The 22,184-nt window shown below is 63.5% G+C and carries 21 protein-coding genes; 12 read left to right on the top strand and 9 right to left on the bottom strand.

The window, feature by feature from the left end; all coding sequences use genetic code 11:
* Positions 1-2 precede the first annotated feature (2 nt).
* The gene (gene secB / locus BMW90_RS10480) at positions 3-530 is read left to right on the top strand and encodes a protein-export chaperone SecB (protein WP_048533565.1); all 528 of its coding nucleotides are present in this window, start codon (positions 3-5) and stop codon (positions 528-530) included.
* Between the two features lie 33 nt (positions 531-563).
* Here the strand turns inward: secB and dnaQ are convergent, their stop codons facing one another.
* The 4 genes from dnaQ to BMW90_RS10460 are packed head-to-tail and all read right to left on the bottom strand — an operon-like array spanning position 564 to position 3,262.
* On the bottom strand, positions 564-1,253 hold the full coding sequence (dnaQ, locus tag BMW90_RS10475; protein WP_048533564.1) for a DNA polymerase III subunit epsilon: 690 nt from the start codon (positions 1,251-1,253) through the stop codon (positions 564-566).
* Positions 1,246-1,839, bottom strand: coding sequence for a dephospho-CoA kinase (gene coaE, locus BMW90_RS10470; protein ID WP_074836511.1), 594 nt, complete (start codon positions 1,837-1,839; stop codon positions 1,246-1,248). Before coaE ends, dnaQ begins: the two co-directional genes overlap by 8 nt.
* Complete coding sequence (locus BMW90_RS10465; RefSeq protein WP_074836510.1) at positions 1,836-2,666, bottom strand: shikimate dehydrogenase; 831 nt, start codon at positions 2,664-2,666, stop codon at positions 1,836-1,838. The genes coaE and BMW90_RS10465 overlap by 4 nt, the downstream gene beginning before the upstream one ends.
* On the bottom strand, positions 2,663-3,262 hold the full coding sequence (locus BMW90_RS10460; RefSeq protein WP_074836509.1) for a Maf family protein: 600 nt from the start codon (positions 3,260-3,262) through the stop codon (positions 2,663-2,665). Before BMW90_RS10460 ends, BMW90_RS10465 begins: the two co-directional genes overlap by 4 nt.
* Before the next feature lie 566 nt (positions 3,263-3,828).
* On the opposite strand from BMW90_RS10460, the gene rho reads away from it, so the two are divergent.
* The 6 genes from rho to BMW90_RS10430 are packed head-to-tail and all read left to right on the top strand — an operon-like array spanning position 3,829 to position 10,583.
* Positions 3,829-5,100: a transcription termination factor Rho gene (gene rho, locus BMW90_RS10455; protein WP_048533561.1), complete on the top strand. Its 1,272-nt coding sequence runs from the start codon at positions 3,829-3,831 to the stop codon at positions 5,098-5,100.
* Between the two features lie 13 nt (positions 5,101-5,113).
* Positions 5,114-6,400: a tRNA uridine-5-carboxymethylaminomethyl(34) synthesis GTPase MnmE gene (mnmE, locus tag BMW90_RS10450; protein WP_074836508.1), complete on the top strand. Its 1,287-nt coding sequence runs from the start codon at positions 5,114-5,116 to the stop codon at positions 6,398-6,400.
* Between the two features lie 11 nt (positions 6,401-6,411).
* Positions 6,412-8,274 carry a tRNA uridine-5-carboxymethylaminomethyl(34) synthesis enzyme MnmG gene (mnmG, locus tag BMW90_RS10445; RefSeq protein WP_074836608.1) on the top strand — a complete coding sequence of 621 codons (1,863 nt, stop codon included), beginning with the start codon at positions 6,412-6,414 and terminating at the stop codon, positions 8,272-8,274.
* Entirely contained in the window at positions 8,271-8,879 is a 609-nt protein-coding gene (gene rsmG, locus BMW90_RS10440) for a 16S rRNA (guanine(527)-N(7))-methyltransferase RsmG (RefSeq protein WP_074836507.1), read from the top strand. The genes mnmG and rsmG overlap by 4 nt, the downstream gene beginning before the upstream one ends.
* Positions 8,872-9,681, top strand: a complete 810-nt coding sequence (locus BMW90_RS10435) for a ParA family protein (RefSeq protein WP_074836506.1) — start codon at positions 8,872-8,874, stop codon at positions 9,679-9,681. The genes rsmG and BMW90_RS10435 overlap by 8 nt, the downstream gene beginning before the upstream one ends.
* 11 nt (positions 9,682-9,692) lie before the next feature.
* On the top strand, positions 9,693-10,583 hold the full coding sequence (locus BMW90_RS10430; RefSeq protein WP_048533557.1) for a ParB/RepB/Spo0J family partition protein: 891 nt from the start codon (positions 9,693-9,695) through the stop codon (positions 10,581-10,583).
* 3 nt (positions 10,584-10,586) lie between these two features.
* On the opposite strand, the gene hemW is transcribed toward BMW90_RS10430, so the two are convergent.
* From hemW to rph, 3 genes are read right to left on the bottom strand one after another with little or no spacing between them, the layout of a single operon-like run.
* Complete coding sequence (hemW, locus tag BMW90_RS10425; protein ID WP_074836505.1) at positions 10,587-11,777, bottom strand: radical SAM family heme chaperone HemW; 1,191 nt, start codon at positions 11,775-11,777, stop codon at positions 10,587-10,589.
* Positions 11,740-12,351, bottom strand: a complete 612-nt coding sequence (gene rdgB / locus BMW90_RS10420; protein ID WP_048533555.1) for an RdgB/HAM1 family non-canonical purine NTP pyrophosphatase — start codon at positions 12,349-12,351, stop codon at positions 11,740-11,742. The genes hemW and rdgB overlap by 38 nt, the downstream gene beginning before the upstream one ends.
* Positions 12,348-13,061, bottom strand: a complete 714-nt coding sequence (gene rph, locus BMW90_RS10415) for a ribonuclease PH (protein WP_048533554.1) — start codon at positions 13,059-13,061, stop codon at positions 12,348-12,350. The genes rdgB and rph overlap by 4 nt, the downstream gene beginning before the upstream one ends.
* A gap of 105 nt (positions 13,062-13,166) precedes the next feature.
* Between rph and hrcA the strand changes: the two genes are divergently transcribed.
* Positions 13,167-14,231 carry a heat-inducible transcriptional repressor HrcA gene (gene hrcA / locus BMW90_RS10410; protein WP_048533553.1) on the top strand — a complete coding sequence of 355 codons (1,065 nt, stop codon included), beginning with the start codon at positions 13,167-13,169 and terminating at the stop codon, positions 14,229-14,231.
* 9 nt (positions 14,232-14,240) lie between these two features.
* Positions 14,241-14,801 carry a nucleotide exchange factor GrpE gene (locus BMW90_RS10405; RefSeq protein ID WP_048533552.1) on the top strand — a complete coding sequence of 187 codons (561 nt, stop codon included), beginning with the start codon at positions 14,241-14,243 and terminating at the stop codon, positions 14,799-14,801.
* A 78-nt stretch (positions 14,802-14,879) separates the two neighbouring features.
* On the opposite strand, the gene mutS is transcribed toward BMW90_RS10405, so the two are convergent.
* A complete protein-coding gene (mutS, locus tag BMW90_RS10400; protein WP_244526481.1) occupies positions 14,880-17,519 on the bottom strand; it encodes a DNA mismatch repair protein MutS in 2,640 nt (879 codons plus the stop codon).
* Positions 17,520-17,670: 151 nt separating this feature from the next.
* Here mutS and BMW90_RS10395 point away from each other — a divergent pair, with 151 nt between their 5' ends.
* Both BMW90_RS10395 and BMW90_RS10390 read left to right on the top strand, forming a co-directional pair.
* Complete coding sequence (locus tag BMW90_RS10395) at positions 17,671-19,926, top strand: NADP-dependent malic enzyme (RefSeq protein ID WP_048533551.1); 2,256 nt, start codon at positions 17,671-17,673, stop codon at positions 19,924-19,926.
* A 76-nt stretch (positions 19,927-20,002) separates the two neighbouring features.
* Entirely contained in the window at positions 20,003-20,875 is an 873-nt protein-coding gene (locus tag BMW90_RS10390; RefSeq protein ID WP_074836504.1) for a ribokinase, read from the top strand.
* Here BMW90_RS10390 and msrA read toward each other — a convergent pair whose 3' ends face one another.
* Positions 20,876-21,538: a peptide-methionine (S)-S-oxide reductase MsrA gene (gene msrA / locus BMW90_RS10385; RefSeq protein ID WP_074836503.1), complete on the bottom strand. Its 663-nt coding sequence runs from the start codon at positions 21,536-21,538 to the stop codon at positions 20,876-20,878. It abuts the gene before it with no gap.
* Positions 21,539-21,746: 208 nt separating this feature from the next.
* Between msrA and BMW90_RS10380 the strand changes: the two genes are divergently transcribed.
* Positions 21,747-22,163, top strand: coding sequence for a DUF7282 domain-containing protein (locus BMW90_RS10380; RefSeq protein WP_048533548.1), 417 nt, complete (start codon positions 21,747-21,749; stop codon positions 22,161-22,163).
* The last annotated feature ends 21 nt before the right edge of the window (positions 22,164-22,184 follow it).

Here is a 22,184-nt window from a genome sequence, read left to right as displayed (position 1 = left end):
CCATGGCCGAAAACGAAACCGAGAACGGCGCAGCCGCGCAGCCGCAACAACAGCAGCAGGCGCAGCAGCCCAAGATGAACGTGCTGGCGCAATATGTGCGCGACCTGTCGTTCGAAAACATCCTGTCGCAAAAGGGCACCACCGGCGAGGTGCAGCCCGACATCCAGGTCGAAGTGAACCTCGATGCCAAGAAGCGGCAGCAGGACAACCAGTTCGAAGTCGCGCTCAAGCTCAAGATCACCTCGAAATCCAAGGCCACCAGCGACGTGCTCTTCCTGCTGGAAATGGATTACGCCGGTGTCTTCCAGATCGAGAACGTGCCCGAGGATCAGCTGCATCCCTATCTGCTGATCGAATGTCCGCGAATGATCTTCCCCTTCGCGCGCCGCATCGTCTCGGATGTGACCCGCGATGGCGGCTTCCCGCCGCTCAATCTGGAAACGATTGATTTTGTTGCACTTTATCGCAACGAAATTATGCGCCGCCAGGCCGCACAGCAGGCCCAGGCGAAAGCCACACCCGACGCATGAGACCGCGGCCGGGCAGCAGCCCGGCCTGCCGCGTCAATACCGGTTCCAGAGCGCGTTTTCGCCCATGCCCTCGACCAAGGCGGCATGGGCGGCGCGCTCTTCTTCTGTCAGCCGCGCGGGCAGGGGGGTTGGCCGGGGATGCGGCTTCCAGACCCCGCCGCCGCTGGCGACATTGGTCTTTTCCACACTGGCCAGCACCAGCCCGGGCTGCCGTCCGCCGATCAGTTCCAGATAGACCTCGGCCAGGATTTCGCTGTCGAGCAGCGCGCCGTGCAGCGTTCGCGCGGAATTGTCGATGCTGAACCGCCGGCACAGCGCATCGAGCGAGGCCGGCGAGCCGGGAAATTTCTTGCGCGCCATGGCAACGGTGTCGATGGCGCGATCCATGGCGATCTGCGGCAGATTGAGCCAGCGCAGCTCGGCATTGAGGAATTTCATGTCGAAGCTGGCGTTGTGGATTACCAGTTTGGCGTCATCGGCGACAAAATCGAGGAAATCCTGCGCAATCAGCTTGAACACCGGCTGGCCGGCCAGAAATTCGTCGCCCAGACCGTGCACCTCGAAGGCCTCTTGCGGCATGCCGCGCTCGGGGTTGATGTATTGGTGGTAGGTGCGGCCCGTGGGCATGTGGTTATAGAGCTCGACGGCGCCGATCTCGACGATGCGGTCGCCGGTTTCGGGGTCGAACCCGGTGGTTTCGGTGTCCAGAACGATCTCACGCATCGGCCAGCCTCACTTTGATATCCCTCAGCACCTCCTGAACCTGCGCGCGGGCATGGCTCAGGGTATCGGTCTCGATCTCGTAATCCGCGCGGCGGCGCTTTTCCGCGATTGGCATCTGATTGGCAAGGATCTGCGCAAATTGCGCCTCGGTCATCGTGCCGCGCGCCAGAACCCGCGCCCGTTGCACCTCTGGCGCCACGAAGACACAGACAACGGCATCCATCTGTGCCGTGCCGCCGGTCTCGTAGAGCAGCGGAATGTCGAAAACCGTGATTTCCGCCACGCTTTGACGGCCGAAATCCGCCCGATCCTGCGCCACCAGAGGATGCACGATAGCCTCGATCCGGGGTAGGGCGCCGGCGTCCTGCGCGATGATCTCTTTCAACGCCGGCCGAGCGACCGCGCCGCCGGAAATCGCCTCGGGCCAGAGCGCACCGATCGGTGCCACCGCCGCGCCGCCGGGGCCGTAAAGCTTGTGCACCGCCGCATCGGCATCCCAGACCGCGCAGCCCTGTTCGGCAAAAAGTGCCGCAGTGGTCGATTTGCCCATGCCGATCGAGCCGGTCAGACCGAGGCGAAAGCTCATCCCAGAACGACCCGCCGCAGCTCCGCGTCCACCTCGGGGCGACGGCCGAACCAGCGCTCGAACCCCGGCACACCCTGATGCAGCAACATGCCAAGGCCATCGACGGTCGGGCAGCCGCGGTCTTCGGCCACCGCCAGAAGATGCGTGCGCAGCGGGTTGTAGACCAGATCGGTCACCACCGTGCCGGGCTGCAACCCGTCGAGCGGCACGCGCAGCTCCGGCTGGCCGGTCATGCCGAGCGAGGTGGTGTTGACCACAAGCCCCGCATCCTCGAGCACATTGCCGGCCTGAACCCATTCCACCACCTGAACCCGCTTGCCGAATTCATATTGCAGCTGTTCGGCCTTGATCCGGGTGCGGTTCGACAACAACACCTTTTCCACCCCGGCGTCGAGCAGGGCTGAGACAACGGCGCGACAGGCGCCGCCGGCACCAAAGACAACCGCCGGCCCGGCCTTGGGATCCCAGCCCGGCGCATTCTGGCGCAAATTCTCAATGAACCCGTAGCCATCGGTGTTGTCCGCCATGATCTTGCCGTCATGGCGCACGATCAGCGTATTGGCGGCGCCGATGATGGTGGCGCGGTCGGTGATGCTGTCGACCAGGTCGAGCACGTTGATCTTGTGCGGGATCGTCACGTTGACGCCGACAAAGCCCATGCGGGGCAGCACCCGGATCACATCGGCCAGATCGCCGGGCGCCACGTCCATCGGAATGTAATGGCCGCGAATGCCGTAGCGGCGCAGCCAGTGGCCATGAAGCTGTGGCGATTTCGATTGGTAGATCGGATGTCCGATCACCCCCGCCAGCGGCACGTTTTCCGTCATGTCGCAATCTCTCCTCGAATCGCCAGCCAATTCAACAGAGGCAGCAGCGGAAGTCCAAGTACGGTGAAATAATCGCCCGAGATCGTGGTGAAAAGGCGGCTGCCTTCCTCCTCGAGCTTGTAGGCGCCCACGGAATGGCGGATCGACGGCCAGTTCCGGGCGACGTAATCCTCTATATAGTCTGGGCTCAGCACCCGCATGCTCAGGGTAACAACACCGACATGGCGCCAGACCGGTTTGCCGTCGTCAAAGGCGACGCAGGCCGAGAGCAGTTTGTGCCGCTTGCCGCTCATTTCCGAGAGCTGCGCGACCGCCGCTTCCGGGGATTCGGGCTTGGACAGCAGCGCGCCCTCGAAATCCAGAACCTGATCGCAGCCCAGAACCAGCGCATCGGGGCGTTTGCCGGCGACCTTGGCGGCCTTCATCTCGGCCAGGAGGTCGGCGATGTCGCGCGGCGCGGCGTCTTCGGCCAGCATCCCCTGTTTCACCGAATCCTCATCCAGCCTTGCCGGCATCACCGCGACCGAGAGCCCGGCGCGGCGCAGCATTTCGGCGCGGATCTCGGACCCCGAGGCCAGAACGAGCGGTTTCGGCATGTGGATGACTCCGTGGAAGGGCGGCGGATGACAGGAGGAATACATGTGTGGGATTCCGAGGTCGAGCGTTCCGGCGCCGGATCCGGGCGATTTTCACCGGATTGACCGGCAAGCGGACACAGAGGGAAAAGGACAAGTGCCGGGCTGTGAAGAGCCGGAACGCCGCCACGCCTGTCCCGCCGGTTATCCCCAAGATTGGCCGTTAACTTTTTGGACACAAGTCGATGATAAAAAACGATTTTTTCACGATTTTTTTCCATCTTTCAAGAAGTTCTCCACCCCCTGGGACCACAGTCCTGCACAGTGTTGATAAATGCTTGGATGACAGCGTAATCCACAGAAAAGCCACGCCCTACACACCACATCAAACCTTCTTTCTTTAATTTCTTGGGAGAGGAGCCGCACCGGAGCCAGCCTGGGGACAAGCGCCTGACGCGCGTCTCGAGCGAGGGCGATTGACTCTAGGGCCGCTCAAAGCTACCTAGGGGCTCCATACCGTCCGGTATGCGATTTTCCCTTTCAGACGATGCCATGGCGCCGACACCGGCGCAGGCCCCGGATTTGCCATGACAGAAGACCACCTGAACCTTGCCGATCTCAAGGCGAAAAGCCCCAAAGACCTTCTTGCGATGGCAGAAGAGCTCGAGATCGAGAACGCCTCGACCATGCGCAAGGGCGAGATCATGTTCCAGATCCTGCGCGAACGCGCGGACGAAGGCTGGAAGGTGTCCGGCGATGGCGTGCTCGAGGTGCTGCAAGACGGGTTCGGCTTCCTACGCTCGCCGGAAGCCAACTATCTGCCGGGGCCGGACGACATCTATGTCTCTCCGACGATGATCCGCAAATTCTCGCTGCGCACCGGCGATTCCATCGAAGGCGAGATCTCGGCCCCGGATGACAATGAACGCTATTTCGCGCTGGTGAATGTCACCGCGATCAACTTTGAAGATCCCGAGCGGGCGAAACACAAGATCGCCTTTGACAACCTGACGCCGCTCTATCCCGACGAGCGGCTGAAGATGGAGATCGAGGATCCGACCATCAAGGACCGTTCGGCCCGGGTGATCGATCTGGTTGCGCCGATCGGCAAGGGCCAGCGTTCGCTGATCGTGGCGCCGCCGCGGACCGGCAAGACCGTGCTGTTGCAGAACATCGCCAGCAGCATCGAAAAGAACCATCCGGAATGCTATCTGATCGTCCTGCTGATCGACGAGCGGCCGGAAGAGGTGACCGACATGCAGCGTTCGGTCAAGGGCGAGGTGATCTCCTCGACCTTTGACGAACCGGCTCAGCGCCACGTGGCGGTGTCGGAAATGGTGATCGAAAAGGCCAAACGGCTGGTCGAACACAAGCGCGACGTGGTGATCCTGCTCGATTCCATCACCCGCCTCGGCCGCGCCTACAACACCGTCGTACCGTCCTCCGGCAAGGTGCTGACCGGCGGTGTCGACGCCAACGCGCTGCAACGGCCGAAACGCTTCTTTGGTGCCGCGCGCAACATCGAAGAGGGCGGCTCGCTGACCATCATCTCGACCGCGCTGATCGACACCGGCAGCCGGATGGACGAGGTGATCTTTGAAGAATTCAAGGGCACCGGCAACTCCGAGATCGTGCTCGACCGCAAGGTGGCGGACAAACGCGTCTTCCCGGCGATCGACATCCTGAAATCCGGCACCCGCAAAGAGGACCTGCTGATCGAGAAACTCGATCTTCAGAAGACCTTCGTGCTGCGGCGGATCCTCAACCCGATGGGGACGACGGATGCGGTGGAATTCCTGCTGTCGAAGCTGAAGCAGACCAAGACCAATTCGGAATTCTTCGATTCCATGAACACCTGAGCCGGAGGCAGATATGGACACGATCTTTGCCCTGGCCTCGGCCCAGGGGAAGGCCGGTGTTTCGGTCATTCGGATTTCCGGCCCGCAGGCATTTGCCGCGGGCCGCTTGCTTTGTGGCACTTTGCCCAGATTGCGGCAGGCCGGGCTGCGGCTGTTGCGCGATGGCGCCGGCGTGCGGATCGACGAGGCGCTTGTGCTGTGTTTTGCCGAAGGCGCGAGCTTTACCGGCGAGGATGTCGTCGAATTGCAGGTCCATGGATCGGTGGCCGTGGTGCGCAAGATCCTGGCCGAATTGGGCGGCGTCGATGGCCTGCGGCTGGCCGAAGCCGGGGAATTCACCCGCCGCGCCTTCGAGAACGAATGTCTCGATCTGGCGCAGACCGAGGGGCTGGCCGATCTGATCGATGCCGAGACCGAGGCGCAACGGCGGCAGGCCCTGCGGGTGCTCTCCGGCGATCTCGGAAAACTGGTGGCGCGGTGGCGCGAGGATCTGGTGCGGGCTGCGGCGCTTCTGGAGGCGACAATCGATTTCGCCGACGAGGAAGTGCCCGTCGATGTCTCGCCCGAAGTCGATGCGCTTCTGGCCGGGGTCGAAACCAGCATCACCCGCCAGGTTGAGGGCGTGGCGGTCTCCGAGCGGATCCGCAGCGGTTTCGAGGTTGCCATTGTCGGCAAGCCGAATGTCGGAAAATCGACCCTGCTGAACGCGCTGGCCGGACGCGAGGCGGCGATAACCTCGGAGATTGCCGGCACCACGCGCGACGTGATCGAGGTGCGGATGGATCTGCGCGGATTGCCGGTGACACTGCTCGACACCGCCGGTCTGCGCGAGACCGAAGACAGGATCGAGGCGCTTGGCGTGGCTCTGGCACGGGGCAGGGCGGAGACGGCGGATTTGCGGCTGTTCCTTCTGGCGCCGGGTGATACACCGGAGCTAGAGGTGCGGCCGGGCGATATCCTGGCGTATTCCAAGGCGGATCTACATCAAGTGGGAGACCACAGGATCTCCGCGATTTCTGGGGAGGGCCTGGATCATCTTGTGGATCGGGTGGCTTCGGTGTTGACGGAACGCAGCGCAGAGGCCGGATTGGCCACCCATCTGCGGCATCGGCAGGGGATGGAGCGGTCGCTCTCGCATCTTTCGACGGCCAAGGTTTGGGTTCGAAATGGACCGGACGGCTATGATATAGGGGCAGAGGAATTGCGCATCGCGATTCGAGCGTTGAGCAGCCTCTTGGGCAGGGTCGACGTCGAAGACCTTTTGGATGAAATCTTCTCGCGGTTTTGCGTCGGTAAATAGGAGTGTTTCACGTGAAACATTTTGACGTCATCGTAGTGGGCGGCGGCCATGCCGGATGTGATGCGGCGCATGCTGCCGCCCGCATGGGGGCCGAGACGGCTCTTGTGACACTGAAGGCGGAGGGTATTGGCGTGCTCTCCTGCAATCCGGCGGTCGGCGGGCTCGGCAAGGGGCATCTTGTGCGCGAAGTCGATGCCCTTGACGGTGTGATCGGGCGCATCGCGGATCGGGCCGGCATTCAGTTCCGGCTGCTCAACAGGCGGAAGGGCGCGGCGGTGCAGGGGCCTCGGGCCCAGGTGGATCGCAAGGTCTATCGCGAAACGATGCTGGCCGAGATGCAGGCCTGCCCCGGGCTGACGATTGTCGAAGGCGAGGTGACCGATCTTGTGATGTCGGGTGAGATCGTGCGCGGCGTCACCCTGGCCGACGGCAGTGAGTTGGCGGCCAAGGCGGTGATCCTGACCACCGGCACCTTTCTGCGCGGGGTCATCCATATCGGAGACGTCTCGTACTCTGGCGGCCGGATGGGCGACGAGGCCTCGAACAAACTGGCCGAGCGGCTGTATGCGATGGAACTTCCCATCGGACGTCTCAAGACCGGCACGCCGCCGCGGCTCGATACCAAGACGATCGACTGGGACAGTCTGGATATTCAACCCGGCGACGAAGATCCGGTGCTGTTTTCCTTTCTGTCAAAGGCGCCGCATCTGCGCCAGGTGCCCTGTGGCATCACCCATACCAATGCACGCACGCATGACATCATTCGCGACAATCTCGATCGGTCGGCCATGTACGGCGGCCATATCGATGGCATCGGCCCGCGCTATTGCCCCTCGATCGAAGACAAGATCGTGCGGTTTGCCGACAAGGAAAGCCACCAGATTTTCCTCGAGCCCGAAGGGCTCGACAGTCAGACGGTCTATCCCAACGGGATTTCGACCAGCCTGCCGGTCGAGGTTCAAGAGGCCTATGTTCGCTCCATCGCCGGGCTTGAGAAGGTCGAGATCCTGCAACCGGGCTATGCGATCGAGTATGATTACATCGATCCGCGGGCGCTTAACTCCCGGCTCGGATTGAAGGGTGTCGAGGGCTTTTTCCTCGCCGGTCAGATCAATGGCACCACGGGATATGAAGAAGCCGCCGCCCAGGGGCTGGTGGCCGGGCTGAATGCGGCAGCATTCGCGCTTGGCAAAGAGCCGGTGTTTCTGAGCCGGTCCGAGAGCTATATCGGCGTGATGATTGATGATCTTATCACCCGCGGCGTATCTGAGCCCTATCGCATGTTCACATCGCGCGCGGAATTCCGGCTGTCCTTGCGGGCGGACAACGCCGATCAGAGACTCACGCCGCTCGGGCTCGATATCGGCTGCGTCGGGGTCGCCCGGCGCGCCGCGTTCGAAGCGAAATCGGAAAAGCTGGACAAGGGGCGCGATCTGCTGCAATCCGCCACCTTCACCCCGCGCGAAGCGGCGGTTGCCGGGATCGGTTTGACCAATGATGGCGCGCGCCGCACCGGCTTTCAATTGCTGGCCTTTCCGGATGTAACCATCGATCAGCTGACGCCGCTTTTGCCGGAAATCGGCGATATGGATCCAGATATTGCGGAACAGCTGTCCAGGGACGCGCTATATGCCAATTACGTCGAACGGCAGCGGCGGGATGTCGAGGCGCTTAAACGCGATGAGAAGATGCAGATTCCTGCGGATTTCTCTTATGATGCGGTCGAAGGCCTGTCGAATGAGCTGAAGTCCAAGCTCATGGCCGCACGGCCGGAAAACATTCTTCAGGCCTCTCGCGTCGAGGGAATGACCCCGGCGGCGCTGACCCTACTGCTCGCAAGGCTGCGGAAATTCGAACAGCGCAGGTCCGCATGAACCCTGCGCTGGCGTCGAGCCTCAATGTTTCACGTGAAACATTCGAGCGGTTGGAGCACTACGTTGCGCTCCTGCACAAGTGGAACCCGAAGATCAATCTGGTCTCCCGCGGGACGTTGCAGGATGTCTGGGAGCGTCATATCCGCGATTCCCTTCAAGTTTTCGAGGCGGCCGAGGGTCTCACCGGCGCCTGGGTCGATCTCGGCTCCGGTGGTGGGCTTCCGGGTTTGGTGGTTGCCCTGGCGCAGCGTCCGGGGTTTTCGGTCACGCTGGTGGAATCCGATCAGCGCAAGGCGGCGTTCCTGCGCACGGTCCTGCGCGAAACCGGGTCCACCGGCACGGTGATCGCAGAGCGCATCGAAGCGACCGAGCCGCAATCCGCCGCCGTGCTCTCGGCCCGCGCTCTGGCGGCCCTGCCGCAGCTTCTTGGGTTTTGCGAGCGTCATCTCGCTCAGGAGGGGGTCGCGCTCTTGCCCAAAGGCATCACTTGGAAAAACGAAGTTGCCGAGGCGCAGAAGTCATTTTCATTTCACTGTGAGGCGATTAAAAGCTGTACCCAAGAAGGCGCCGTCATCCTACGCATAAGAGAGATTTCCCGTGTCTGATCCGATCCGTCCCATCGGCCCGAAAATCATCGCTGTCGCCAACCAGAAAGGCGGCGTCGGCAAGACAACCACCACAATCAACCTTGGCGCCGCCCTGGCGGAGCAGGGCTACAATGTCCTGATCGTCGATCTTGATCCCCAGGGCAATGCCTCGACCGGTATCGGCGTCGTCCCGCAGGATCGCGATCTCACAACCTATGAGCTTCTGCTCGAAGATGTTGCCCTGTCCGAGGCGATCCGGCCGACCGCGGTGGAAAAGCTGGCGATCATCCCGGCGACAGTTGATCTCTCTTCTGCCGATATCGAGCTGATTTCCAACGAAAAACGCAGCTTTCTGCTGCATGACGCCCTGCGCCAGACCGCGATCGATCAATTCGGCTTCGATTTTGTGCTGATCGATTGCCCGCCGTCGCTCAACCTGCTGACTGTCAATGCCATGGTCGCCGCGCATTCCGTTCTGGTGCCGCTGCAAAGCGAATTCTTCGCGCTGGAAGGTCTGTCGCAGCTCATGCTGACGATCCGCGAAGTCCGGCAAAGCGCCAATCCGAGCCTGCGGATCGAAGGCGTGGTGCTGACGATGTATGATGCGCGCAACAACCTCTCGCAACAGGTCGAGATAGACGCGCGCGACAACCTTGGCGATCTTGTGTTCCAGACGCTGATCCCGCGCAATGTCCGCGTCAGCGAAGCGCCGTCCTATTCGGTGCCGGTGCTTGAATATGATACGAACTCCAAGGGTGCGATGGCCTACCGCGCCCTGGCCCAAGAACTGGTAGGGAAAAACGCCCGCCGCGCTGCATAGGGAGAGAGCAGATGAAACAGGAAAAACGTCGCGGTCTGGGCCGCGGATTGTCGGCGTTGATGGCGGATGTCGAGCAGACGCCCGGCGAAACCGGCGAGGCGCCGCGCCGCGCCGACAGGATGATCCCGGTCGAGCGGATTTTCCCCAACCCCGATCAGCCGCGCCGCCAATTCACCCAGGACGCGCTTCAGGAGCTGGCGAATTCGATCGCGGAAAAGGGCGTGATCCAGCCGTTGATTGTCCGCCCGCAAGGCGAAGACCGCTATGAAATCGTTGCCGGCGAACGCCGCTGGCGGGCGTCGCAGATGGCGCAGCTGCACGAGATCCCGGTCATCATCCGCGATTTCACTGACACCGAAGTGCTCGAAGTCGCCATTATCGAGAACATTCAGCGCGCCGATCTCAACCCGGTGGAAGAGGCGATGGGCTTTCGCCAGCTGATGGACCGCTTCGGCCATACCCAGGAAAAACTGGCCAAGGCGCTTGGCAAGAGCCGCAGCCACATCGCCAATCTGCTGCGCCTGCTGACGCTGCCCGACGAGGTGCGCGAAATGTTGCAGCAGGGCGAGCTCTCGGCCGGCCATGCCCGCGCGCTGGTAACCTGCGATGATCCGGTCGGGCTGGCAAAACGGGTGGTGGCCCAGGGTCTCTCGGTGCGCGAAACCGAAAAGGCGGCCAAGCAGGGCGACGCGCCCGAGCCGAAAGCGCCGACAACCGGGTTTCTTGCAGAGCCGAAAGGCAAGGATGCCGACACCCGGGCGCTCGAAGGCGATCTTTCGGCGCATCTCGGCCTCAAGGTCTCGGTCGAGCACAAACCGGGCAGCGAAGGCGGCAAACTGGTGCTGAATTACAGCTCGCTCGAGCAGCTCGACGATCTCTGCCGCAGACTGGCCGGCGAATAGCGCTCAGTCAAAGTCGCGGATCAGCTCGGAAATCACCGCATTGAGGATCGGTCGCCCCGCCGGGGTGACCGAAACCAGCGCGTCACGCCGCTCGATCATGCCAAGCTCTTGCAAATGGGCAAGCCGGGCCGCCGGAATCTCGGCGCCGGTGCGCGCTTTCAGGCGCGCCAGATCAAGCGGTTCTGATGTTCTCAGCCCCATCATGATGTATTCCAACACAATATCTGTGGTGTTCAGCGTACTGCGCATTTCCGCATCGCCCTGCGCCACGGCCGAGAGCCAGACGCCGGGATTGCGCCGCGCCTCGGTGGCAATCCGCGCGCCGTCGAGTGTCAGCCGCCCATGCGCGCCGGGCCCGATGCCGGCATAATCGCCGCCGCGCCAATAAATCAGGTTGTGCCGCGATTGCCGGTCTTCGCGGGCATGGTTCGACACCTCATAGGCCGGCAGGCCGGCGGCCTCGCAAATCTCTTGGGTGAGCGCATACATATCCGCCGAAAGCTCTTCCTGCGGCAGACCGCGCAGCTTGCCGGCCTTGAAACGATCGCCAAAGGCGGTGCCATCCTCGATCGTCAGCTGGTAGAGCGACAGGTGGTCGACGCCCATGTCGAGCGCCCGGCGCAATTCGCTGTCCCACTCGGCAAGGCTCTGATCCTGCCGGGCATAGATCAGGTCGAAACTCATCCGCTCGAAGGTCTCTTGCGCAATGGCAATTGCCGCTTCCGCCTGCGCCACGTCGTGCAGCCGCCCGAGCCGCCGCAGATCGGTGTCATTCAGCGCTTGCACGCCCAGCGAGACGCGATTGACCCCGGCGGCGCGATAGCCGCGAAAACGGCCGGCCTCGACCGACGAGGGGTTGGCCTCCAGGGTGATTTCCACGTCATTCGCCAGGGTCCAGCGCTGCGCCACGCGGTTCAGCACCGCCTCGACCGTCTCGACCTGCATCAGCGATGGCGTGCCGCCGCCGAAATAGACCGAGCGCAGCACGCGGCCCGGTGTCTGCGCGGCGATCCGGTCTATCTCGCTCAGATAGGCCTCGCGCCAGGCGTCATGGTCGATGCGCCGGGTAACATGGGAATTGAAGTCGCAATACGGGCATTTGGCCTCGCAGAACGGCCAGTGGACATAAAGCCCGAAGCCGCCGACCTGCCAGTCCTCAGTCAAAGCAGCCGGCCACGAGTTTGGCGAAGGCATCGGCGCGGTGCGAAATCCTGTTTTTCTCCCAGCGCGCCATTTCGCCAAAGGTGATGTCATAGCCATCTGGCACGAAGATCGGGTCATAGCCATGCCCCTGATCGCCGCGCATCGGCCAGACCACCTTGCCCGGCATCACCCCGGGGAACACTTCGTCATGGCCATCGGGCCAGGCCAGCACCAGGGTGCAGCAGAACTGCGCCAGCCGGGGGTGGGGGGCCTCTATCGCCTCGAGCTCCTCATGCGTGCGGCGCATCGCCATCTCGAAATCGCGGCCATTCGGGGTTTCGGCCCAATCGGCGGTATAGACGCCGGGGGCGTTGCCCAGTGCGGTGATCTCGATGCCGCTGTCATCGGCAAGGGCGGGCAGGCCGGTGGCCCTGGCCGCCGCATGCGCCTTGATCCGGGCATTGCCGACGAATGTGGTTTCGGTCTCCTCGGGCTCATCCAGCCCCAATGTCGCCGCGCCCACAACCTCGACGCCATACGGCGCGAGCAATGCCTGAATTTCTTCTAGCTTGCCCTGGTTGTGGGTCGCGATGACCAGCTTGTCGCCCGAGAATTTCCGGCTCATGCCACCGCCGCTTTCTGCGCCGCAGCAAGTTCCTCGACGCCTTTTTCGGCCAGGTCCATCAGCGCGTTCATCTGATCGCGGGAAAACACAGAGCCTTCGGCCGACATCTGCACTTCGATCAGCTGCTTGCTGCCGAGCATGATGAAGTTGCCATCGACGCCGGCTTCGCTGTCTTCGGGATAGTCGAGGTCGAGCACCGGCTGGCCGGCATAGATGCCACAGCTCACCGCGGCCACAGGATCGGTCAACGGATCCGAGACCACATCGCCGGTCTTCATCAGTTTGTTGACCGCCAGTTTCAGCGCCACCCAGCCGCCGGTGATCGAGGCGCAGCGGGTGCCGCCATCGGCCTGGATCACATCGCAGTCGACAGTGATCTGACGTTCCCCCAGTGCCACCCGGTCGACACCGGCGCGCAGGCTGCGGCCGATCAGCCGCTGGATTTCCACCGTGCGGCCGCCTTGCTTGCCGGCCGAGGCCTCGCGCCGCATGCGGGTGTTGGTGGCGCGCGGCAGCATGCCGTATTCCGCCGTCACCCAGCCCAGGCCCGAGCCTTTGATGAAGGGTGGCACCCGGTCCTCGATGGTGGCGGTGCAGAGCACATGGGTGTCGCCGATCCTGATCATGCAGGAGCCTTCTGCATGTTTCGTGACACCGGTTTCGATTGAAACGGCGCGCATTTCGCTTAAGTTCCGTCCAGACGGTCGCATGATCTTGTCCTTGCTGGTTTCTCCGCCGGGATACGGGCGGGCGGCCTGTTGCGCAACCCTGTCGTGGCGTGGTCCGATGGCAGGAAAGGAAGGGGTCAGAGCCCGATGAGCGACGGCTCGAGAATACTCGAAGAGATGAACGACCGCTCGCGCGAAGTGTTTCGCCGGGTGGTCGAAGGCTATCTGAGCACGGGCGAGCCGGTGGGCTCGCGCACGCTCACCCGCACCCTGTCACAAAAGGTCAGCGCCGCGACGGTGCGAAACGTGATGCAGGATCTGGAATACCTCGGCCTGCTCGACAGCCCGCATGTCAGCGCCGGACGGATTCCCACCCAGCAGGGGCTGCGGATGTTCGTCGACGGGCTGCTCGAGGTCGACGAGCTGGCGATGGAAGATCGCGCCGCGCTCGATCAGACATTGGGCGACAATGCCAGTGATGTGTCGAACCTGCTCGATCGGGTGGGATCGGCGCTCTCGGGGGTGACCCATGGCGCCTCGCTGGTGCTGACGCCGAAACACGAGGCGCCGATCCGCCATATCGAATTTGTCTCGCTGGCGCAGGACCGGGCGCTGGTGGTGCTGGTCTTTGCCGATGGTCACGTCGAAAACCGGATCTTCACTCCGCCGCCCGGCCAGACGCCGAGCTCGATGCGCGAGGCGGCGAATTTCCTCAATGCGCTGATCGAAGGCCGCACCCTCAGCGAGCTGCGCAGCGAGTTCACCAAGGAGATCAAGAAACGCCGGCAGGAAATCGACAGCCTGTCACAGGAACTGGTCGAAAGCGGGCTGGCGATCTGGTCGGACGATGCGGCCGATTCCGCCCGGCTGATCGTGCGCGGACGGTCGAATCTTCTGGGCGAGCAAGGGGCCGAGGAAGACCTGGAACGGATTCGCGTGCTGTTTGACGATCTCGAACGTAAGCGGGACATTGCCGAATTCCTCGAATTGACCGAAACCGGCGATGGTGTGCGGATTTTTATCGGCTCAGAGAACAAACTTTTCTCTCTTTCGGGTTCCTCTTTGGTGGTCTCTCCATATATGAACGCGGATCGAAAGATCATCGGTGCGGTCGGTGTGATCGGCCCCACGCGGCTGAACTACGGGCGCATCGTTCCGATCGTGGATTATACGGCACAGCTGGTCGGCAAGCTGATTTCCGACCGAAGTTAGAGGTGAAGAATGGCAGAGCCGGAGAAAGAATTCCTCGACGATATTGACGAGGCAGAAGCCGAAGAACTTGCAGGCGAGATGGAAGAGATGGACGACGCAGCGATCGAGCTGGACACGCTGCGCGCCGAGCGCGACGCGCTTCAGGACAAATTCATGCGCGCCCTGGCCGATGCCGAGAATTCGCGCAAGCGGGCGCAAAAGGAACGGCATGACGCCGAGCGGTATGGCGGCTCGCGTCTGGCGCGCGACCTGCTGCCGGTCTACGACAACATGAAACGGGCGGTCGAGGCGACCCCGGAAGACCAGAAAGAGGTCGCCGCCGCGCTGATCGAGGGTGTCGAGCTGACCATGCGCGAGCTGGTGTCGGTGCTGAAGAAACACGGCATCGATCCGATCACGCCGCAGGTTGGCGACAAATTCGATCCGCAGCATCATGAGGCGATGTTCGAAGCCCCGGTGCCCGGCACCAAGGCCGGCGAGATCATCCAGGTTTCGGCCGACGGATTCATCATGCACGACCGTCTCTTGCGCCCGGCGCAGGTCGGGGTCTCGTCGAACACCGGCGGGTAAGTTTGAAAGCGCCGCCCCTCGGGGCGGCGTTTTTACGTTCCGGCCTTGATCTGGCGCGGCTCCCGAAAACGAGACCGCCTAGACCAAGCCCTTCAGCTCATAGATCACCTGCAATGCCTCGCGCGGGGACAGCTCGTCGGGATGCAACTCGCGCAGCCGCGCCTCCGCTTCCGATGGCTCGGCCGCAGCCACCGGCGCCGGCGCGGCCGCCATCGCCGAGAACAGCGGCAGATCGTCGATCACCGCCTTCTGCTTGCCGCCCTCACGCTCGCCTTGTTCCAGCGCATCGAGGATCTCGCGCGCGCGGCCGACAACCACCTTGGGCAGCCCCGCCAGTTGCGCCACCTGCACCCCATAAGACCGATCCGCCGCGCCTTTCTTGACCTCGTGCAGAAAGATCACCTCGTTCTGCCATTCCTTCACCGCGACGGTGGCATTCTCGACTCCGGCCATCCGTCCGGCAAGCGAGGTCATCTCGTGGTAATGCGTGGCAAAGAGGCCGCGGCAGCGGTTGACGTCATGCAGATGTTCCAGCGTTGCCCAGGCGATCGACAGCCCGTCATAGGTTGCCGTGCCGCGGCCGATCTCGTCGAGGATCACCAGTGCGCGGTCGTCGGCCTGGTTGAGAATGGCGGCGGTCTCGACCATTTCCACCATGAAGGTCGACCGACCGCGTGCCAGATCGTCCGAGGCGCCGACGCGGCTGAACAATTGCGACACCAGCCCGATATGCGCCTTTTCGGCGGGGACAAAGGCGCCCATCTGCGCCAGCACGGCGATCAGCGCATTCTGCCGCAGGAAGGTCGATTTGCCGGCCATGTTCGGCCCGGTCAGAAGCCAGATCGCCGAGGCGCCATCGGCATCGTTCAGATCGCAATCATTGGCGACAAAGGGATCGCCTTCGCGTTTCAGCGCCGCCTCGACAACCGGGTGCCGCCCGGTTTCCACGTGAAACATCCGGCTGTTGTCCACCACCGGCCGCGTCCAATCCTCCTGCGCCGCCAGTTCGGCCAGCGCGCTGCTGACGTCAAGCTCGCTCAACGCCCGCGCCAGGTCACCCAACGGGCCGGCCGCGTCGAGCACCGCCTGGCGCAGCGCGGCGAACAGCCGTTTCTCGATCTCCAACGCCCGGTTGCCGGCATTGAGGATGCGGGTCTCCAGTTCCGACAGCTCCACCGTGGTGAAGCGCACCTGGTTGGCGGTGGTCTGGCGGTGGATGAAGCGCTCTGACAGGGCGTGCATCTTGTCCGCATGGGTGGCGGTGCATTCGATGAAATAGCCCAGTACGTTGTTGTGCTTGATTTTCAGAGAGTTGATGCCGGTCTCGGTGACATAGTCCTGCTGCATCCTGGCGATCACGCCGCGCCCCTCGTCGCGCAGCGTGCGCGCCTCGTCGAGGTCTTCGTCATAGCCCGGCGCGATAAAGCCGCCATCCCGCGCCAGCAGCGGCGGTTCCGCCACCAGCGCCTGGTCGAGCAGGTCGAGCAGCGCGTCATGCCCCGAGAGCCGCGCCACCGCGTCGTGCAGCCGCGCTGGCAGCGCGGTATCGTCATGGCGCGCGCCGATTTCGGCGGCCTGTTCCAGCGCGTTGCGCACGGCAGTCAGATCGCGCGGGCCACCTCGGTCGAGCGACAGCCGCGACAGCGCCCGGTCGATGTCGGGAACCTTGCGCAGGGCCTCGCGCAGCGCAGAACGAAATTCCGTTTCGTCCAGTGAAAAACCCACCGCCTCGAGCCGCGCGTTGATCTCCGCCAGATCGCGCGACGGGCTGGACAAGCGGCGCTCCAGCAGCCGCGCGCCGCCGGCGGTCACCGTGCGGTCGATACAGGCGAGCAGCGATCCGGCCCGCCCGCCGGAAAGTGCCGCGGTCAGTTCCAGATTGCGCCGGGTCGCGGCGTCGATCTGCATCACCCCGCCGCTGGCCTCTTTCTGCGGCGGGCGCAGCAGCGGCAGTTTGCCTTTCTGAGTGATCTTCAGATAGTCGACCAGCGCGCCCATTGCCGAAAGCTCGGCCCGTTCGAACGTCCCGAAAGCATCGAGCGAGGCCACGCCAAAGACCTCGGCCACCCGGTCCGCTGCCAGTGAGCTGTCGAAGGAGCCGCGCCCCAGCGCGGTCAGCGCCGCGCCGGCGTCGGCCACCACATTCGCCAGCTCGATCTCCTGTGCTTCGGACACCAGCACTTCGGACGGGGCCAGCCGCGCCAGCTCCGGCCCCAGGCGTACCTGCGGCAACGCCATCACGTGAAACGCCCCGGTCGAGATATCCACCCAGGCCAGCGCCGCCGCGTCGCGCACCAGCGCATAGGCGGCGAGGAAATTGTGCCGCCGCGCCTCGAGCAGGCTCTCTTCGGTCAGCGTGCCGGGGGTGACAAGCCGCACCACGTCGCGTTTCACAACCGATTTCGCGCCGCGTTTCTTGGCCTCGGCCGGGCTCTCCATCTGTTCGCAGACCGCGACGCGAAAGCCCTTGCGGATCAGCGTCAGCAGATAACCCTCGGCGGCATGCACCGGCACGCCGCACATCGGGATGTCACCGCCATCATGCTTGCCGCGCTTGGTCAGCGCGATGTCGAGCGCCTCGGCCGCCGCCTTGGCATCGTCAAAGAACAGCTCGTAGAAATCTCCCATCCGGTAAAACAGAAGTGCATCTTCATAACCGGATTTGATCTCGAGATACTGCGCCATCATCGGCGTCACGGTGGATTTGCCGCTGCTCATTCTGCCCCCTTCGGTGTTGCCGCAGACCATAAACTTCCGCGATTGTCGGGAAAAGCCGAAAGGCCCCTTCGGGAATTGCGGCAAAGCTTGCGCTTTGCTTCGCTTCGGGGCTTGGTTACAACCCGCCAGACGGAAACAGGGAGGCCAGTGAATGCCCAAAGCCAAGATCACCCGCGAAGAGGCCCTTGCCTTCCATCTCGAGCCCGCACCGGGCAAATTCGAGATCACCCCCTCGGTGCCGATGACCACCCAGCGCGACCTGTCGCTGGCCTATTCGCCTGGCGTCGCCGTGCCCTGCGAGGAAATCGCCGCCAAGCCGGAAACTGCCTATGACTACACCAATAAGGGCAACCTGGTTGCAGTGATCTCGAACGGCACCGCGGTTCTGGGGCTGGGCAACCTTGGCGCGCTGGGCTCGAAACCGGTGATGGAAGGCAAGGCGGTGCTCTTCAAACGCTTCGCCGACGTCAATTCGATCGATATCGAGCTGGATACCGAAGACCCCGACGCCTTCTGCAACGCGGTGCGGCTGATGGGGCCGACCTTTGGCGGCATCAACCTCGAGGACATCAAGGCACCCGAGTGTTTCATCATCGAGCAGCGGCTCAAGGAAGAGATGGACATCCCGGTCTTTCACGACGACCAGCACGGCACCGCGGTGATCTGTGCCGCCGGGCTGATCAACGCGCTGCATCTGTCGGGTAAGAAGATCGAGGACTGCCGCATCGTGCTGAACGGCGCCGGGGCGGCGGGGATCGCCTGTCTCGAACTGGTGAAATCCATGGGCGCGCAGCAGGACAACTGCATCATGTGCGACACCAAGGGAGTGATCTACCAGGGCCGCACCGAGGGCATGAACCAGTGGAAATCGGCGCATGCCGCCAACACCGATCTACGCACGCTGGAAGAGGCGATGAAGGGGGCGGATGTCTTCCTTGGCGTGTCGGCCAAGGGCGCGGTGACCCAGGAGATGGTGATGAGCATGGCCGAGGATCCGGTGATCTTTGCCATGGCCAACCCCGATCCCGAAATCACCCCGGAAGAGGCGCATGAGGTGCGCGCGGACGCCATCGTCGCCACCGGCCGCTCGGATTACCCGAACCAGGTCAACAACGTGCTGGGCTTTCCCTATCTCTTTCGCGGCGCGCTTGACGTGCATGCCCGCGCAATCAACGACGAGATGAAGATCGCCTGCGCCGAAGCGCTGGCGGAGCTGGCGCGCGAGGATGTGCCCGACGAGGTGGCGCTGGCCTATGGCAAGAACCTGACCTTCGGCCGCGATTACATCATCCCGACGCCGTTCGACCCGCGTCTGATCCACCGCATTCCGCCCGCCGTCGCCAAGGCCGGCATGGACACCGGCGCGGCGCGGCGGCCGATTGTCGACATGGAAGCCTATGAGCTGTCGCTGAAGTCGCGGCTCGATCCCACCGCCTCGATCCTGCGCGGCATCAATGCGCGTGCGCGCGCCAATCAGGCGCGGATGATCTTTGCCGAAGGCGACGATCCCCGGGTGCTGCGCGCCGCGGTGATGTATCAGCGCAACGGGCTGGGCAAGGCGCTGGTGGTCGGCCGTGACGACGATGTAAGGGCCAAGCTTCAGGCCGCTGGCATGGGCGATGCGGCCCGCGAGCTGGAAATCGTCAACGCTGCCAATACCCGCTATCTCGAGACTTACAAAGATTTCCTGTACAGCCGCCTGCAACGCAAGGGTCACGACGAGAAGGATATCCATCGCCTCGCCGCGCGCGACCGGCATGTCTTTGCCGCGCTGATGCTGGCGCATGGCCATGGCGACGGGCTGATCACCGGCGCGACGCGCAAATCGGCGCATGTGCTGGAGCGGATGAACTACGTCTTCGACGCCGATGCCGAGCATGGCGCCGTCGGCGTGACGGCGCTGTTGCACAAGGGACGGATCGTGCTGATCGGCGATACGCTGGTACAGGAATGGCCCGACGAAGAGGATCTCGCCACCATCGCCGAACGCTCGGCCGATGTGGCGCGGCATCTGGGGCTGGAACCCCGGGTCGCCTTTGTCAGCTTTTCGACCTTTGGCTACCCGGTGTCGGAACGGGCGACCAAGATGCTGCTCGCGCCCAAGGTGCTGGACCGGCGCGGCGTGAGCTTTGAATACGAAGGCGAAATGACCGTCGACGTGGCGCTGAACGCCCAGGCGCAAAAGGCCTATCCGTTCTCGCGGCTGACCGGTCCGGCCAATATCCTCGTGGTGCCGGCGCGGCATTCGGCCTCGATCTCGACCAAGCTGATGCAGGAAATGGCAGGCGCCACGGTGATCGGGCCGATCCTCGCCGGCGTCGACAAGTCGATCCAGATATGTTCGTCTGTCTCGACCGCCAATGACATCCTGAACATGGCGATACTGGCCGCCTGCAAGGTGGGGTGAGCGGGCATACGGAAACCCTCCGGTGGAGGGTTTCGCCCGTGACCGGGCGCAGCAGGCAAGGTGAAAGGGGAGCGGCGTGACCATCTTCAACCTCGGCTCGATCAATGCCGATCTCTTCTATCACCTGCCGCATCTGCCGGCGCCGGGCGAGACCCTGGCCTCGACCGAATTTCGCCGCGGGCTGGGCGGCAAGGGCGCCAACATGTCAGTGGCGGCGGCGCGGGCGGCCGGGCATGTGGTGCATATCGGCGCGGTCGGCACGGATGGGCGCTGGGCGGTCGAGCGCCTGTTGGAATATGGCGTCGACACCCGCCATATCGCCGAGCTGGGGGACACCACCGGCCATGCGATCATCCTGATCGACGCGGCGGGCGAAAACCAGATCGTGCTTTACCCCGGTGCCAATGTCGCGCTGGGGCAGGGGCAGGTGACGGCGGCGCTGGCCGGGGCGACCCCGTCGGACAGCCTGATGTTCCAGAACGAAACCAACCTTCAGAGCTTTGCCGCCGGCCTCGGACAGCAGAAAGGCATGCGTGTGGTCTATGCCGCGGCGCCTTTCGATGCCGAAGCGGTGCACGGCGTGATCGACCGGATCGATCTCCTTGTGCTCAATCAGGTCGAGGCGGCGCAGCTGGAGGCAGCGTTGGGGCGGGGGCTGGGCGATCTCGGGATTTCCGATATCGTGGTCACCCTCGGGGCCGAGGGCTGTCGGCATCTGGAGTGCCAGAGCGGCAGCGACCGGCATTATCCCGGGATCAAGGTCGCGGCGGTCGATACCACCGGGGCCGGCGACACCTTTACCGGCTATCTTGTGGCCGGGCTCGACCGGGGCATGCCGATGGAACAGGCAATCGGCCGGGCCCAGCGCGCCGGGGCGCTGATGGTGACCCGGCAGGGCACGGCGGATGTCATCCCCGATCTCAGGGATCTGGAAGACTTCCGCCCCTGATCAACCGCCGACAAAAGGCGCGTCTTCGCCCCAGAGCGCGCGCACGCGATCATCGCGGCCACAGGCCTCGCGGTAACGCTTGTAGGCATCGGCCCGCGAGATATAGCCGAAGCGGGTGAGCGTGGATTTGCTCGATTTGTAGTAATTCTGGTGAAAGTCTTCGGCCAGATAGAAGGGTTTGGCGTCGAGCACCGGGGTCACGATCTCCTGTCCAAGCGCTGCCTGCGCCTCGGCCTTGGCGCGGCTGGCTTCGGCTCTGGCCTGGGCATTTTCGACAAAGACGGCGGTGCGGTAGCTGTTGCCCCGGTCACAGAACTGGCCGCCCGCGTCGGTCGGGTCGATCGAGCGGAAGAACAGGCCGAGCAGCTGCGCGCGGCTGACCTGATCGGGATCATAGCGGATCTGCACCGCCTCGTAATGGCCGGTGCCGCCGCGGGTCACCTGTTTGTAGCTGGGGTTTTCCACGTTGCCGCCGGTATAGCCGCTGACCACCTCTGCCACGCCTCTGACCTTTTCGAAATCAGCCTCGACGCACCAGAAACAGCCGCCGGCGACCGTCAGTACCTCGGTCTCCGCGGCGCGGGCCTTTCCGGAATGCACGATCAGTCCGAGGGCGATCAGGGCTGCCAGCAGCGCTGGCTTGAGCGATGAGAAACGGGACATGGGTGATACCTCCTGCGCCAAGCCTGTTGCAAAAGCGGCACGTCAGGCAAGCCGCCACCGCCCCCTGTCACGCAGAGGTGAGACGGTGTGACCGACCGCATTCGCCAAACATTCCCAGACAACATGAAACTATTGCCGGACCGGCCACGTAGCTGTGAACGCCGGACGCGATCCGGACGTGAAAACAGATTTCCAAGGAGACTTGACGATGACCCGTTTTACACTGAGCCTTGCCGCCGCCACCCTGTCCGCCACCGCTGCCTTTGCCGGCGGTCACGGCATGACCCCCGCCGTCGAGGCGGTTGATCAGGACCTTTCCAATGGCGTCGTGTCGGCCGACAAGGTCACTGCGTCCGAGAACGGCTGGCTGGTGGTGCACCGCACCGACACCGACATGAAGCCGGGCCCGGTTGTCGCTTATGCGCCGATCCGCATGGGGGAAACCATGGATGTCGCCGCCATTCTGCAAGAAGACGTGGCCTCGGGCGACATGCTGATGCTGATGGTTCACAGCGAAGCCGGCGGGATGGAAACCGGCGTTTTCGAATACACGCTCGGCGCCAAGGAAGACGGCCCGATCCGCGTGGATGACAAGCTCGTGATGGGAACCATTACCGCACAGTAGAGTTGGCTTGGCACGCTCGGC

This window comes from Marinovum algicola (assembly GCF_900109145.1).
Taxonomy (GTDB): Bacteria; Pseudomonadota; Alphaproteobacteria; order Rhodobacterales; family Rhodobacteraceae; genus Marinovum; species Marinovum algicola.
Note: the sequence above shows the minus strand (reverse complement) of the source record. Positions and strands in the feature narration are given on the sequence as shown.

Coding starts and splice junctions, on each gene's coding strand:
- rph (WP_048533554.1), bottom strand. CDS start 13,061: ATGCGACCGTCTGGACGGAACTTAAGCGAAATGCGCGCCGTTTCAATC.
- BMW90_RS10430 (WP_048533557.1), top strand. CDS start 9,693: ATGAAACAGGAAAAACGTCGCGGTCTGGGCCGCGGATTGTCGGCGTTG.
- rho (WP_048533561.1), top strand. CDS start 3,829: ATGACAGAAGACCACCTGAACCTTGCCGATCTCAAGGCGAAAAGCCCC.
- BMW90_RS10395 (WP_048533551.1), top strand. CDS start 17,671: ATGCCCAAAGCCAAGATCACCCGCGAAGAGGCCCTTGCCTTCCATCTC.
- rsmG (WP_074836507.1), top strand. CDS start 8,271: ATGAACCCTGCGCTGGCGTCGAGCCTCAATGTTTCACGTGAAACATTC.
- mutS (WP_244526481.1), bottom strand. CDS start 17,519: ATGAGCAGCGGCAAATCCACCGTGACGCCGATGATGGCGCAGTATCTC.
- hrcA (WP_048533553.1), top strand. CDS start 13,167: ATGAGCGACGGCTCGAGAATACTCGAAGAGATGAACGACCGCTCGCGC.
- secB (WP_048533565.1), top strand. CDS start 3: ATGGCCGAAAACGAAACCGAGAACGGCGCAGCCGCGCAGCCGCAACAA.
- hemW (WP_074836505.1), bottom strand. CDS start 11,777: ATGCCTTCGCCAAACTCGTGGCCGGCTGCTTTGACTGAGGACTGGCAG.
- mnmE (WP_074836508.1), top strand. CDS start 5,114: ATGGACACGATCTTTGCCCTGGCCTCGGCCCAGGGGAAGGCCGGTGTT.
- rdgB (WP_048533555.1), bottom strand. CDS start 12,351: ATGAGCCGGAAATTCTCGGGCGACAAGCTGGTCATCGCGACCCACAAC.
- msrA (WP_074836503.1), bottom strand. CDS start 21,538: ATGTCCCGTTTCTCATCGCTCAAGCCAGCGCTGCTGGCAGCCCTGATC.
- BMW90_RS10465 (WP_074836510.1), bottom strand. CDS start 2,666: ATGACGGAAAACGTGCCGCTGGCGGGGGTGATCGGACATCCGATCTAC.
- coaE (WP_074836511.1), bottom strand. CDS start 1,839: ATGAGCTTTCGCCTCGGTCTGACCGGCTCGATCGGCATGGGCAAATCG.
- BMW90_RS10380 (WP_048533548.1), top strand. CDS start 21,747: ATGACCCGTTTTACACTGAGCCTTGCCGCCGCCACCCTGTCCGCCACC.
- BMW90_RS10460 (WP_074836509.1), bottom strand. CDS start 3,262: ATGCCGAAACCGCTCGTTCTGGCCTCGGGGTCCGAGATCCGCGCCGAA.
- dnaQ (WP_048533564.1), bottom strand. CDS start 1,253: ATGCGTGAGATCGTTCTGGACACCGAAACCACCGGGTTCGACCCCGAA.
- BMW90_RS10405 (WP_048533552.1), top strand. CDS start 14,241: ATGGCAGAGCCGGAGAAAGAATTCCTCGACGATATTGACGAGGCAGAA.